Annotated in this window: 14 protein-coding genes; 9 read left to right on the top strand and 5 right to left on the bottom strand. The window is 64.9% G+C overall.

What is annotated here, in order from left to right; translation table 11 throughout:
• Window positions 1-90: 90 nt before the first annotated feature.
• A complete protein-coding gene (gene ku / locus EJC47_RS03760) occupies window positions 91-960 on the bottom strand; it encodes a non-homologous end joining protein Ku (RefSeq protein ID WP_126845547.1) in 870 nt (289 codons plus the stop codon).
• 109 nt (window positions 961-1,069) lie between these two features.
• On the opposite strand from ku, the gene pdxH reads away from it, so the two are divergent.
• From pdxH to EJC47_RS03745, 3 genes are read left to right on the top strand one after another with little or no spacing between them, the layout of a single operon-like run.
• Window positions 1,070-1,648, top strand: a complete 579-nt coding sequence (gene pdxH, locus EJC47_RS03755; protein ID WP_126845546.1) for a pyridoxamine 5'-phosphate oxidase — start codon at window positions 1,070-1,072, stop codon at window positions 1,646-1,648.
• The gene (locus EJC47_RS03750) at window positions 1,645-2,589 is read left to right on the top strand and encodes a cation diffusion facilitator family transporter (protein ID WP_126845545.1); all 945 of its coding nucleotides are present in this window, start codon (window positions 1,645-1,647) and stop codon (window positions 2,587-2,589) included. Before pdxH ends, EJC47_RS03750 begins: the two co-directional genes overlap by 4 nt.
• The gene (locus EJC47_RS03745) at window positions 2,586-3,419 is read left to right on the top strand and encodes a PhzF family phenazine biosynthesis protein (RefSeq protein WP_126845544.1); all 834 of its coding nucleotides are present in this window, start codon (window positions 2,586-2,588) and stop codon (window positions 3,417-3,419) included. Before EJC47_RS03750 ends, EJC47_RS03745 begins: the two co-directional genes overlap by 4 nt.
• A gap of 6 nt (window positions 3,420-3,425) precedes the next feature.
• On the opposite strand, the gene mnmA is transcribed toward EJC47_RS03745, so the two are convergent.
• Entirely contained in the window at window positions 3,426-4,532 is a 1,107-nt protein-coding gene (gene mnmA, locus EJC47_RS03740; protein ID WP_126845543.1) for a tRNA 2-thiouridine(34) synthase MnmA, read from the bottom strand.
• Window positions 4,533-4,655: 123 nt separating this feature from the next.
• On the opposite strand from mnmA, the gene EJC47_RS03735 reads away from it, so the two are divergent.
• From EJC47_RS03735 to EJC47_RS03725, 3 genes are all read left to right on the top strand, one after another.
• Window positions 4,656-4,895 (top strand): hypothetical protein, encoded by a 240-nt coding sequence (locus EJC47_RS03735; RefSeq protein WP_171010552.1) that lies wholly within the window; start codon window positions 4,656-4,658, stop codon window positions 4,893-4,895.
• A 101-nt stretch (window positions 4,896-4,996) separates the two neighbouring features.
• Window positions 4,997-5,296, top strand: coding sequence for a CtrA inhibitor SciP (gene sciP / locus EJC47_RS03730; protein WP_010404863.1), 300 nt, complete (start codon window positions 4,997-4,999; stop codon window positions 5,294-5,296).
• A gap of 102 nt (window positions 5,297-5,398) precedes the next feature.
• On the top strand, window positions 5,399-5,650 hold the full coding sequence (locus tag EJC47_RS03725) for a GlsB/YeaQ/YmgE family stress response membrane protein (protein WP_126845604.1): 252 nt from the start codon (window positions 5,399-5,401) through the stop codon (window positions 5,648-5,650).
• Between the two features lie 82 nt (window positions 5,651-5,732).
• On the opposite strand, the gene EJC47_RS03720 is transcribed toward EJC47_RS03725, so the two are convergent.
• Window positions 5,733-6,452 carry an SIMPL domain-containing protein gene (locus EJC47_RS03720; RefSeq protein WP_126845542.1) on the bottom strand — a complete coding sequence of 240 codons (720 nt, stop codon included), beginning with the start codon at window positions 6,450-6,452 and terminating at the stop codon, window positions 5,733-5,735.
• Window positions 6,453-6,540: 88 nt separating this feature from the next.
• Window positions 6,541-6,801, bottom strand: a complete 261-nt coding sequence (locus EJC47_RS03715; RefSeq protein WP_081988733.1) for a GlsB/YeaQ/YmgE family stress response membrane protein — start codon at window positions 6,799-6,801, stop codon at window positions 6,541-6,543.
• 305 nt (window positions 6,802-7,106) lie between these two features.
• Here EJC47_RS03715 and EJC47_RS03710 point away from each other — a divergent pair, with 305 nt between their 5' ends.
• The 3 genes from EJC47_RS03710 to EJC47_RS03700 all read left to right on the top strand — a co-directional run bounded on the left by EJC47_RS03710 (window position 7,107) and on the right by EJC47_RS03700 (window position 12,798).
• A complete protein-coding gene (locus EJC47_RS03710) occupies window positions 7,107-8,288 on the top strand; it encodes an efflux RND transporter periplasmic adaptor subunit (protein WP_126845541.1) in 1,182 nt (393 codons plus the stop codon).
• Between the two features lie 4 nt (window positions 8,289-8,292).
• Window positions 8,293-11,454 carry an efflux RND transporter permease subunit gene (locus EJC47_RS03705; protein WP_126845540.1) on the top strand — a complete coding sequence of 1,054 codons (3,162 nt, stop codon included), beginning with the start codon at window positions 8,293-8,295 and terminating at the stop codon, window positions 11,452-11,454.
• 81 nt (window positions 11,455-11,535) lie between these two features.
• Window positions 11,536-12,798, top strand: coding sequence for a DUF445 domain-containing protein (locus tag EJC47_RS03700; protein WP_052192361.1), 1,263 nt, complete (start codon window positions 11,536-11,538; stop codon window positions 12,796-12,798).
• Window positions 12,799-12,824: 26 nt separating this feature from the next.
• Here EJC47_RS03700 and EJC47_RS03695 read toward each other — a convergent pair whose 3' ends face one another.
• Window positions 12,825-13,496, bottom strand: coding sequence for an HAD family hydrolase (locus EJC47_RS03695; RefSeq protein WP_185867550.1), 672 nt, complete (start codon window positions 13,494-13,496; stop codon window positions 12,825-12,827).
• Window positions 13,497-13,559 lie beyond the last annotated feature (63 nt).

Below are 13,559 nucleotides of genomic sequence, written 5' to 3'. Positions count from 1 at the left end.
GGTGGGTTGCTCTGAAACGGGCAATCGGCTCCGCCATAAGCCGACCCACCCCCTACCCCCTCCCTTCCGGGGAGGGGAGAAGAAACGGCGCTATGCACGTTTTTTCGCCGGGGCGCGCTTGGCGGGGGCTTTCTTGGCGGCGGGTTTCGCCGCTGGCTTGGCCGGAGCCGCGCCACCCATCGACTTCTTCAGCGCCGCCATCAGGTCGACCACGTTCGATCCGCCCTTTTTGGGCGCATCGTCGCCCGCATCCTCGATGATCTTGCCGCCCTTCGCCTTGCGCTTGCGCTCGACCAGGTCGCGCAGCGCATCGACATAGCGATCGTGGAAATCCTGCGGGTGGAAGGCCCCGCTCTTCTTCTCGATCAGCGCCTCGGCCAGTTCCATCAGATCGGCATCGGGCGTGTCATCGGGAATGTCGCGGAAATAGCCCTGCGCCTTGTTGACCTCATCGGCATAGCGCAGCGTTTCCAGCACCATGCCGCGACCACACGGTTTCAGGCTGACGACATATTCGCGCCCGCGCATCGCCAATTGGCCGAGCCCGACCTTCTTGGTCCGCCGCAGCGCCTCGCGCAGCACGATGAACGCCTCCTCGGCCAGATCGTCGGCCGGCACCACGAAATAGGGCTTTTCGTAATAGAGCACGTCGATCTCGCTCGCGTCGACGAACTGCGTGAGCTCCAGCGTCTTCTTCGACTCGAGCTTCACCGCATCGATCTCGTCCTGCCCGAGCAGCACGTAAGAGCCCTTTTCATATTCGAAGCCCTTCATGATCTCATCGGTGTCGACGGGACCAACGCCGGTGACCACCTTGTCGTAATGGATCGGCTTGCCGCTCGGCTCATGGATTTGTTTGAAGCTGATCTGCGCGCCCGATTTGGTCGCGCTGTAGATTTCGACGGGAATCGAGACGAGCGCGAGCCGGATCTGTCCTTGCCAATAGGCCCGTGCCGCCATCGTCCTGCCCCTCATCGTTGCGAAGACGATTCAATCCCTGGCGGGCAGAGTCGTTCCCTTTACCCTGCTTCGGGGTGACGCAACGGCGCGAGCACGCTACAGCAGCCCCATGACTGACGACCCCTTTGCCCTGTTCGAACTCTGGTACGCCGCCGCACGCGCCAGCGAACCCAATGACACCAACGCCATGGCGCTGGCGACTGCCGACGCCGACGGACGCCCGTCGGTGCGGATGGTGCTGCTGAAGGGCCGCAGCCCCGAGGGGTTCGTGTTCTACACCAACCGAGAGAGCCGCAAGGCTGGCGATCTCGACGCCAATCCGCACGCCGCCTTGCTGTTCCACTGGAAGTCGCAGCGCCAGCAGATCCGCATCGAAGGCGCGATCAGCCGCGTCACCGATGCCGAATCCGATGCCTATTTCGCCTCCCGCGGGCGCGACTCGCAGCTTGGTGCCTGGGCCTCGGACCAGTCGCGCCCGCTGGCCGACCGCGCGATCTTCGAAGCGCGCTTCGCCGAGTTTCAGGCCAAGTTCGAAGGCCAGGACGTGCCGCGCCCACCGTATTGGGGCGGCTATCGCGTGACGCCTGACCGCATCGAATTCTGGCAGGACCGCGCACACCGCCTGCACGAACGTCGCCTGTTCACGCGCACCGCCGATGGCTGGACCGAGGGGCTGCTTTACCCATGACCGAGGAACAGCGCCGCGCGATCCCCTTTGCCGTGCGCGCGGCGATCGCCAGCGTTGCCATGGCGATCTTCCTGATTGCGCTAAAATCCTATGCCGCCTGGTCCACGGGCTCGATCGCTATGCTCGGTAGCCTGGCGGATTCGGGGCTCGACTTGCTGGCCAGCGCAGTAACGCTGTACGGCGTGCGCCTGGCCGCGCAGCCAGCCGACCACGACCACCGCTTCGGCCATGGCAAAGCGGAATCGCTCGCGGCCTTGTTCCAGGTCATGCTGATCACCGCCTCCGCCGCCGGGATAGCATGGCGTGCGATCGCTGCGCTCGGCAGCAGCGAGCCGACGCAGGGTGCGGAATTCGGCATTGGCGTGTCGCTGATCGCGATTTTCGCGACCATGGTGCTGCTCGCCTATCAGCGCGCCGTCATCCGCCGCACCGGCTCGGTCGCGATCGTTGCCGATAACGTCCATTATCAATCGGACGTGCTGCTCAACGGCTCGGTGATCGTGGCCTTGGTGCTCGACCAATATCTCGGTTGGCGCAGCGCCGATCCGATCTTCGGCATCGTGATCGCGGTGTGGCTCGCTTATGGTGCCTTCCGCGCCTCGTCCAACGCGATCGACCATTTGATGGACAAGGAATGGCCCGAGGCGATGCGCGCCGAGTTTATCGAGGTCGCCGCGCGCCAGCCCGGCATCAAGGGCATTCACGATTTCCGCACGCGCCACGCCGGCACGCACGATTTCGCGCAATTTCATATGGAAGTGCCGGGCGACATCACCGTCGCGCAGGCGCACAAGGTGGTCGAGGGCGTCGAACGCGCGCTGCACAAGGCCTTCCCCAAGGTTGAGGTGCTGATCCATCTCGACCCCGAAGGGCATGTCGATACCGACAACCCGCTGGTCGAGGCCGACGTCACCCCCCATTGGTTCGGGAAACGCGCATGAGACTGCCCATCGTCCAGATCGACGCCTTTGCCAGCGCAGCCTTCAAAGGCAATCCGGCGGCGGTGATGCCGCTTGCAGCGTGGCTCGATGACGATGTGCTCCAGGCGATCGCCGCCGAGAACAATCTCAGCGAAACCGCGTTCATCCTGCCTGATGAAAGCGGCGAGAGCGATTTCGAATTGCGCTGGTTCACCCCCACCAACGAGGTGGTGTTGTGCGGCCACGCCACGCTGGCCAGCGGGCATTTCGTGCTGTCGAGCGATCCCGAGCGCGACCGCGTCACCTTCCGCACGCGCAAGGCGGGGATCCTGTCGGTTGCGCGCGCGGGAAGCGGGTATGAGCTGGCTTTGCCCGCCTGGGGCCCCTCGCCCAAGCCGCTGCCGCATATCGTCGCGGCTCTCGGAGTCGAGGCGGCGGTCGAAACGCTGTGGCATCCGCATCGTTATGCGCTGATCGTGCTCGAAAATGCCGCGCAGATTCGCGCGCTCGACCCCGATTTCCGCGCGCTCGGGCGGCCCTCGCCCGCCGACCCGGCGGCGGGGGGCGGTGCCGAGGTCGATGTCCTCACCATCGTCACCGCGCCTGGCGATGAAACCGACGTGATCAGCCGGGTGTTCGCGCCCGGTGCCGGGATCGACGAGGACCCCGTCACGGGCTCGGCGCACGCGGTAATGACGCCCTATTGGGCCGCGCGCCTCGGCCGCGATCGCTTCACAGCGTATCAGGCAAGCGCCCGCGGCGGGCATTTGACGTGCCAGCTCGCTGGCGACCGCGTCGTGCTTGGCGGGCAGTGCGTGACGGTGATGGAAGGGACGTTCTTCCTACCCTGACCCGCGTCAGGCCGCGACGAGCGCGCCTTCGGTCTCCTCGATCCAGCCGCCGCCCAGCACGCGGTCGCCGGCATAGAGCACCGTCGCTTGCCCCGGTGCCACGCCATATTCGGGCGCATCGAAGCTCACGCGCGCGCCATCGAAGCGTGCCGCAACCGGCTTGGCGAGCGAACGGACCTTGGCCGTCATCGGCCCGGCATAATCCCCGCCCAGCCAATTGACCCCGCTCAACCGCGCCGCGCCCACCGCTAGCGCCGCCTTGGGGCCGACGATCACGCGCTTGGTCGCGGCCTCCAGTCGGATGACATACAGCGGCTCCGGCGTGCCGCCGATTTCCAGGCCACGCCGCTGTCCGACAGTGAAGTGAATCAGGCCACGGTGCCGCCCGAGCACGCGGCCCGCCTCGTCGACAATTTCGCCGCTGGTGTCGGCCTCGGGCCGCAACTTCTTGACCAGCGACGCATAATCGCCGTCGGGCACGAAGCAGATATCCTGACTGTCCGGCTTGCCCGCCACCCCCAGCCCCAATTCGGCTGCGATTTCGCGCACGCGCGGCTTGGGCAAGCCGCCCAGCGGAAAACGCAGATAATCGAGTTGCTCCTGCGTGGTTGCGAACAGGAAATAGCTCTGGTCGCGCGCGGGGTCGAAGGCGCGGTGCAGTTCAGCACCCCCCGGCCCTTCCACGCGCCGCACATAATGTCCGGTCGCCAGGCAATCCGCCCCCAGATCGCGCGCGGCGGCGAGCAGATCGGTGAATTTCGGCCCCATATTGCACTGAACGCACGGGATCGGGGTCCGCCCGGCGAGATAATCGTCGGCAAAGCGATCGATCACCTGGTCGCGAAAGCGCGATTCATGGTCGAACACATAATGCGCGATGCCGAGCCGGTCGCACACGCTGCGCGCATCGCGAATGTCGCGCCCGGCGCAGCACGACCCCGCGCGCCCGACCGCCTCGCCATGATCGTAGAGTTGCAGCGTGATCCCGATCGTCTCCGCCCCCGTCCGCGCGGCGAGCGCCGCCACGACCGAGCTATCGACGCCGCCCGACATGGCGACGACGATACGCTTGCCTGCAAGATCGGCACCCAGTTGAAAATCGGCTTCGTTCATGGCGGCGGAGATAGGCGCTCCTACGCGCACATGCAAAAAACCCAAAAAAAGATCGGCGGCTTTACCCGCCCGAAAGAACCTCGCCGCTACAGATAGAGTTCGATCCTTAGCGGAAGTGCATGCGTGGACCTGAGTTTTTCCAGATTCGAAGCCGATGCGACGGTGGTGGCGCTGCCGCCCGACCTCGCCGTGCTGATGGTCGGTATCGCCGCGCGGCAGGCCGCCAGCCCGACCGCGCTGGTTCAGGGACGCCTGCCCTCCATCACGCTGCAGCGCGCGTGGTTCGCACCCGCCCACGGCACGTTCAACCTCGCCGTGGCTGAGATGCTCGCCGCCTCGCCGATGCGGGAGCCCGAAAAATGAAGGCGCTGTTTACCGAGCCGCTTTAGCCGACGTTCAAGTCCTTAGAGTAATGACCGTTATTAAGATGCAGGGGTCCCCCCGCCCCGCCACGAGGTTACAGAATGATCGAAAACCAGAAGATTCGCCCAGCCAAGGTGATCGGCCCCCTCGGAGAGCCACTGACGCTCGAATCGCTTCCGCCGCCGGAGACGACCCGCTGGGTCGTTCGCCGCAAGGCCGAGGTGGTCGCCGCGGTCAATGGCGGACTGCTGTCGGTGGACGAGGTGTGCGATCGCTACGGCCTGACGGTCGAGGAATTTGCGGGCTGGCAGCGGGCGATTGACCGCTCGGGGATGCCGGGCCTGCGCGTCACGCGGATCCAGCATTACAAATCGCTCTACGAGCGTCAGCAGAAATACTGACCGTCGCACGCCACTCTTCAAACCGTAGCCGGAACAAAAATCGCAATTCGTGAGTCTTGTCCCCGTATCCCGGATGCAGCCGGGAAAATGGAGGGTAAGATGATCGGTCTCATTGTTTGGCTCGTGGTCGGTGGTGTTTGCGGCTGGCTCGCCAGCATGGTGATGCGCACCGATGGACAGCAGGGCATTGTTCTCAACGTCGTCGTCGGCATTATCGGATCGGTGATTGCATCGTTCCTGTTCGGAGCGGGCATCAACCAGGTCATTACTGTCATGACCTTCGTATATTCTTTGATTGGCGCGATCATTCTACTGGCGATCGTCAATCTCATCCGCCGCGGCTCGGTCCGCTAAGCGCAACCAAGCTACAAAAAAGGCCGCCGGGAGCGATCCCGGCGGCCTTTTTTCGTTCACCGCATCGCGAAGGTGCCGCAGGTCATTTCAGCAGGAAGCGTACCGACAGCGTCACCGACACTTCGGTTTCGCCCGCCGCAACGGGGGTCGCGTCGCTCGCCTTCATCTGGCGGGCAAAGAGCATCGGCGGCTGTGGCGTCGCGCCGTCATTGGCACCGCGTTCCGCGATCGACACGATCCGTGCCACCGACAGCCCGGAAGCCTTGGCGTAAAGCTCGGCACGCGCCTGCGCGATCTTCACGGCCGAACTCCGCGCTTCATCAAGCGCCGCGTCGGGCTGGTCGATCGAGAGGCTTGGCCCATCGATCTGGTTCGCGCCTTCCGCGACCAACGCATCCAGAATTGCCCCTGATTTGGCAAGATCGTGAAAGCGAACGGAGACGCTGTTGCTGGCTTGATAGCCTGTGACCACCGGGGCCTGCCCGTCTGCGTAGCGATATTGCGGACTGAGCGAGACATTGGCGGTGCGCACGTCGCGAGCCGAGACTCCCGCCTTTTTCAGCGCAGAGAGAACCCGGACCATGCGCGCGGCATTGTCCGACAGCGCCGCCGCTGCGGTCTGTCCTTGCGTAACCACCCCTGCCCGGATCGTCGCAACGTCGGGCACCCGCGCGACGTGCCCCTCCGCCGTGATATCGAGCAGGGTGCCATCGGGCAGCAAGGCCGGCGCGGTTTGCGCGACAGCGGGGCTGACCGCCGCCAGCATCAAAGCAGGGGCAAGCAGAAAGAAGGTCGAACGCATGAAAACACTCCCGGTAGAACGAACCGCTCTTCGGCTCGCATTGTGCGGGCGACGATGGCAGCCTTCTCACCAACCGGAGATGAACAGATTATCGATTACGCCGCACAACAACGATACGGTACAGAGCCAGGACAATAACCGCGCCGCCAGTCGCGGCCGCATAGTTCTCCCAGCCACCCACCAACGCGATGTGCATCGATTTGGCAATGAACCCCGCAAGAAACGCGCCCGCAATGCCGATAAGAATCGTGACAATAAAGCCACCCGGGTCTCTACCCGGCATGATAAGCTTGCCGAGCACGCCGGCAACCAGTCCGATCAGCAGCCAACCGAGAATAGAACGTTCCATCGCCTTTTCTCCCATAGCGTCCGCATTGTGGCAATCCGGGCGAGCCTCGCGTCCGCCCTGCATCGATGCAAGCAGTTTGTTTCGACACCGTGACAAAATGGGGCCATAAGCGGACATAAAGCTGCGCGGTTGCGACCGATTCGCGCCGATCGTATTGCGAGCGGGCCAGAAACACGCCATGCCATATTCTGACAGATCAGCCTCTTGAGGTTGGTGATCTATTTCTATAACACAGCAAGAATGAACGTCGGCAGCCGCACACTGTCGCGATAGGATGAGAGCCCAGGGGGCGGGGATTGACGCACATGAACTATGAGACGCGGGCGATCGGCAATGAGGAGGTGCTCAGCCTACCGGGCGGCCCCGGGCGGTCGCGCTGGCGGCTGTTTGCCATTGTCGGCGCGGTGATTGTGCTGCTTTTGGTGGGCGGTTATCTGATCTTCGGTCGGAGCAGCCCACCCGCGGCCAAGCCGACAGAACAATTGCCGCTGGTATCGGTGGTGATCCCCGGCCGCTCCAGCGTCGCGCGCACGATTTCGGCAACGGGGTCGCTTGCCGCACGGCGCGATATGCCCGTCGGCGTCTCCGGCGAAGGCGGCATCGTGACGCGCGTGCTGGTAGAGCCCGGCCAATGGGTCGAGAAGGGCCAAGTGCTGGCGCGAGTCGACCGCTCGGTGCAGACGCAGACGGCGGCCTCGCTGGCCGCGCAGATCAAGGTCGCGCAGGCCGACGCGACGCTCGCCCAGTCCCAACTCGACCGCGCCAAGCAGTTGGTGTCGCGGGGCTTTATCTCCCGCTCCGACATCGACACCAAGACCGCGACTCGCGACGCCGCCGCCGCGCGCGTGAAAGTGGCCGAAGCGCAGCTGTCGCAGCAACAGGCGAGCAATGGTCGCCTGGACATTCGCGCACCCGCCGCCGGGCTGGTGCTGACGCGCAACGTCGAGGCCGGTCAGGTCGTCTCGGCGGGCTCGGGCGTGCTGTTCCGCATGGCAGAAAACGGCCAGTTGGAGCTGCGCGCGCAAGTCAGCGAGGCCGACCTGCGCGGTCTGCACGTCGGATCGCAGGCGAAGGTGACGCCGGTCGGCGGCAGTGACGTGTTTACCGGCGAGGTGTGGCAGGTGTCGCCCGTGATCGATCCGCAGTCGCGCCAGGGTATTGCGCGCATCGCGCTGCCCTACAGCCCCCTGCTGCGTCCCGGTGGCTTTGCAGCGGCAACGATCGTGGCTGGCACGACCGACGTCCCGCAATTGCCCAACGCTTCGATCCAGAGCGATGAAAAGGGCAATTACGTCTATGTCGTCGGGCCTGACGACAAGGCAACGCGCCGCGCGATCACGGTTGGCGAAGTGTCCGACAAGGGCGTGGCGATCGCCTCCGGACTTAACGGCACCGAGCGGGTCGTGCTGACGGCGGGGGCGTTCCTTACGCCGGGCCAAAAGGTCAATCCGGCGCTGGTGACGGCCGACGCGGCAAATAAGAGGTAGGTCGATGAACTTCCGGAACATCTCGGCTTGGTCGATCCGCAACCCGGTCCCGTCGATCGTGCTGTTCGTCATGCTGACGATCGCTGGCATTGTCAGCTTTCGCAGCCTGGACGTGAACAACCAGCCGGACATCGATTTTCCGGTCGTCATCATCGATATCTCGCAACCCGGTGCCGCGCCAAGCGAGCTGGAAACGCAGGTTACCCAGCGCGTCGAAGCCGCTGTGCGATCGCTGCAGGGCATCGACGAGATCAATTCGACCGTGACCGAGGGCGATTCGCAAACGATCGTCCAGCTCGCGATCGGCACGCCGATCGACCGCGCGGTCGAGGACGTGCGCTCGTCCATCGCGCAGATCCGCAGCAATCTGCCCGAGGGCATTCTCGAACCGCAGATCATGCGCGCCGACACCACCGGTAACGATCTCGCCAGCTATGCCGCGATCAGCACCGATCTCACCGTCGAGCAATTGAGCTGGTACATCGACAATACCGTGTCGAAGGAATTGCTGTCGGTCTCGGGGCTCGCCGGGGTGCAGCGCAATGGCGGCGTCAACCGCGAAATCCGCGTCATCCTCGATCCGGTAAAGCTGTCGGCGCAGGGGCTGACGGCGGCGCAGGTCAACCAGCAACTGCGCCAGGTCAATTTGAACGCGGCGGGCGGTCGCGCGCAGATTGCGGGCTCCGAACAATCGGTGCGCGTGCTCGGCAACGCGCAGACCGCCTATGAGCTCGGCCAGGTGCAAATCGCCACGGGTAATGGGCGTACGATCAAGGTTGCCGATCTCGGCCGCGTGGAAGATCTCTACGCCGAACAGCGTTCAGCCTCGCAGCTCGACGGCAAACAGGTGCTGAGCTTCGATTTCCAGCGCGCCAAGAACGCGTCGGACGTTGCCGTCTTCGCCGAAGCCGAAAAGAAACTGGCCGCGCTCGAGAAGCGGTACCCCAAGGTCCATTTCAAGCGCATCGCCGACAGTGTGAAATACACCAAGGCGCAATATGACGCCGCGATGGAAGCGATGGTCGAGGGTGCCGCGCTGGCGGTGGTGATCGTGCTGATCTTCCTGCGCGATTGGCGCTCGACCGTCATCTCGGCGCTCGCCATCCCCTTGTCCGCGATCCCGACTTTCTGGGTCATGAAGCTGATGGGCTTCACGCTCAACAACATGACGCTGATGGCGCTCAGCCTGGTCGCGGGCGTGCTGGTGGACGATGCGATCGTGGAGATCGAAAACATCGTGCGCCACATGCGCATGGGCAAATCCGCCTATCAGGCCGCGATCGACGCCGCCGACGAAATCGGCCTGGCCGTGCTCGCCACGACGATGGCGATCGTCGCGGTGTTCCTGCCGGTCGGCCTGATGCCCGGCATTTCCGGGCAGTTCTTCAAGAATTTCGGCCTGACGGTGGTCGCCTCGGTGCTGATGAGCCTTGCCGTCGCGCGCCTCATCACGCCGATGCTCGCCGCTTATTTCCTGAAGTCGCATGGCGAAGCCTCGCACGGTGAAGGCTTCATCATGGATGCGTATATCCGCATTCTGAAATGGACCTTGCTCCACCGCTGGTCTGCGGTTGTCGCCGGTGCGGCCGCGTTCGGCGCAACCATCTTCCTGTTCTCGGTGCTCCCGTCGACCTTCCAGCCGCTGCGCGACAGCGACAGCAGCACCGCGCTGATCGAGATGGTGCCCGGCACCACCCTCGCCGAAACGCAGGCGGTGGTGACTCGCGTCGCGACCTTCCTTCAGAAACAACCGGGGGTCGATTCGGTCTATGCTCGTGCGTTTGTCGGCAACGGTCGCGTCCGCGCGATCTTCAAGCCGAAAAAAGAACGCACGATGAAGAGCTATGAGTTTGAACGCTCGCTCGCGCCCGAACTGCAGAAAATTCCCGATGCGCGCGTTTCCTTCCGCTCGGACAGCGGCTGGGGCGGCAGCGGGCGCGCGCTCACCATCACGCTGGGTGGTGACGATCCCAAATTGCTGGCGGAAACCGGGGCCAAATTGGTCGAGCAGATGTCGCGCTTGCCGGGTCTGGTCGCGCCGCGCATCGGCGGCGATTTGAAACGCCCTGAGATCGTCATCACCCCGCATATGGACTTGGCGGCGAGCCTGGGCGTGACCACGGCGGCCATGTCCAACGCGATCCGGCTGGCGACGCTGGGCGATATCGATCAGAACAGCGCCAAATTCTCTCTGTCCGATCGCCAGATCCCGATCCGCGTTGCGCTCGACCAGGATTCGCGGCAGCGCCTGTCGACGATCCAGAACATCCCGGTGCAAACCGCCACCGGCGGCTCGGTCCCGCTCAACGTCGTCGCCGACATCGGCTTCGGCGCGGGACCGACCAAGATCGAACGCGTCGCGCAGCAACGCCAATTGACCGTCGGTGCCGATCTTTCGCCCGGTGTCGTCAGCGGAACAGCGCAGAAGGAGATTCACGCGCTTCCGATCATGAAGGCCCTGCCAATGGGCGTGCGCGAGTTGGTGCTGGGCGAATCGAAGTGGCAGAACGAACTAATCAACAATTTCATCGTCGCGCTGTTTGCAGGCGTGGTGTTGCTGTTTGCGGTGCTGGTGCTGCTCTACCGGCGCTTGCTGCCGCCGTTCATCAACGTGATGTCGCTGGCGGTGGCACCGCTGGGCGGGCTGATCGGCCTGTGGCTGACCAACACGCCGATCTCGATGCCGGTCTATATCGGCTTGATCATGCTGCTCGGCATCGTCGCCAAGAACTCGATCCTGCTGATCGATTTCGCGCTGGAGGAGATGAACAAGGGCATCGACAAAGTCACCGCGATCATCGACGCCGGGCACAAGCGCGCCCAGCCAATCGTGATGACCACGGTCGCGATGGTCGCGGGCATGGTGCCGACCGCGCTGGCGCTCAACGGCGACGGATCGTTCCGCGTGCCGATGGGCATCACCGTGATCGGCGGCCTGTTGATGTCGACGGTGCTGACCTTGCTGATCGTGCCGGCCAGCTTCAGCCTGGCGGTCGGGCTGGAAGGGCGAATCGGGCCGTTCCTGCGCCGTAACCTGCTGACGTATCGCGCAGGCGACGACCATGGTCCGCTGATCGAGAACCGCCCGCCGCGTCGGCCCGAGCTTGGCGCTGCCGCAGCGCGGCTTGGCCATGGCCCGGACGATCTGGCACAACCGGCGGAGTAACACCGCACGCGACACGACGCGCAATTGTACAAACGCCGCTTTGCACTTGAACTATCGCGGCGTTCGGGGATTGGTCGGGGCATGAGCCGCACCCGACCACCCCGCACCTTCGAGGCCCCGCCCGCTGGCCTGGTGCGGATGCGCTGGATCGCGGGCGGGCTGCTCGTGCTCATGGCGGCGACCTTCCTGATCGCGCGCGCCTTCGATGATCGCTATCCCGCACTCGGCTTCGTACGGGCCTTTGCCGAGGCGGCGATGGTCGGCGGGCTGGCCGACTGGTTCGCGGTGACGGCCTTGTTCCGCCATCCGCTTGGCTTGCCCATCCCGCACACCGCGATCATCCCGCGCAACAAGGATCGCATCGGCACCACGCTCGCCGCTTTCCTGCGCGACAATTTCCTGATTCCGGGCGTCGTCGCGCGGCGCATGCGCGGGGTCGACATAGCCGGAGCGGCGGGCCGCTGGCTCGCCAATCCGCCCGGCGGCGATGGCCGGTTGCGACGCGGTGCCGCCGCCCTGGCCGCGCATATATTGGAAGCGTTCGACCAGCAGCGGCTCGGCGGAATGGTCAAGGCCGGGATCGGGCAACGGCTGCGCGCGCTCGACGTATCGCCTTTGCTCGGGCAGGCGTTGAGCGCGGCGATCGCCGAAGACAGGCATTTGCCGCTGCTCGATGGTATTGTTCGCTGGGGCGCACGGTTGCTGGCCTCCAACGAACAGCTTATCCGCCAGATGGTGCATGACCGGGCAGGCAGCGTGATGCGCTGGACCGGGCTGGACGAGACGCTGGCGACCAAGATCATCGATGGCCTCAATGGCTTGCTGACCGGCATCGCCGAGGATCCCGACCACCCGTTGCGCGAAAAGGCCGAGGCGGGGCTCGCCGCGCTTGCCCATGATCTGATCAACGATCCCCGCATGCGCGAGCGCGTGGCGGCGGTGAAAAGCGAGATCATCGACAATCCCGCGATGCAGCGCTGGCTCGACGGGCTGTGGGAGCAGGCGCGCGGCGGTATGCTGCGGATCGCGCGCAACCCTGATGCGATGCTGGCAGGCCCGGTCGGCGATGCGCTACGCCAGCTCGGCGAAACACTGCAGACCGATGCGAAGCTCCGCGCGACGATCAACCGGTTCGTGCGCCGCGCCGTGGTCGGCATGGCGGCGGATTATGGCGACGGCATCGTGCGGCTGGTGTCGGAAACGATCCAGGGCTGGGATGCGGGCACGATCACGCGCCGCCTGGAAAACGCGGTCGGCCGCGATCTGCAATATATCCGCGTCAACGGAACGTTGGTCGGCGGCCTGGTCGGGCTGGCAATTCATGCAGTGGATGTCGCGTTGTAACGGTCGCCGAATACCCGGCTCACGCCCTAACGCTCCCAATCCTCCACCGCCCAGCCGCGCGCGTGCGCCAGCGTGCGCAGCCGCCGGTGCGGGTTTGTGGCGATGCCGACGTCGGCCCATTCCAGCGACGGCGCGTCCGACACATGGTCCGAATAGAAGCGCGCCACGGCGTCGGCGCGCGCGATCCCCTGCGCTGCCAGCCACGCCTCGATCATCCGAAGCTTGGCCGCGCCATAGCAATTCTCCCCCGCGATGCGCGCGCGCAGGACGCCACCTTCCTGCACCACCCCGGTCGCGATCACGGCGTCGAAGCCGAGCCGTTCGGCGATCGCGCGCGCATAAAAGCCGTAGGACGCAGTCGCCAGGACCAGCCGATAGCCTGCGGCACGGTCCGCCGCGATCTGCGCGAGCGCACCGGCATAGACGCCGGTGCCCACGATCCGATCGGCGAATCGTGCCGCAGCGCGCGCTGCCACCGCCTCGGGCAAGGCGTTACCGAGCAGGAGCGCGTGCGTCCTTTCCTTCAACCCGGCCCGCCCGATCGCTCCGACAGCATAGCCCAACGTCGCCAGACCGGCGAGCGGGAGCAAGGCCAGCCGCCAGGGAGCCTCCGCCCATGCCGTGCGGACAAGGAACGAAGTCCAGGTCGGCGCGTATGTAATAGTCTTGTCCATATCGTAGACGCTAAGATGGTGCATTGCAGCGCCATAGGATGTTCGAGCCTTGCCGATCTACCCCGATTGCAGCACAGAAGGCAGCAG

It is taken from the genome of Sphingomonas sp. TF3, from assembly GCF_003985085.1.
In the GTDB taxonomy this organism is placed as follows: Bacteria; Pseudomonadota; Alphaproteobacteria; order Sphingomonadales; family Sphingomonadaceae; genus Sphingomonas.
Note: the sequence above shows the minus strand (reverse complement) of the source record. Positions and strands in the feature narration are given on the sequence as shown.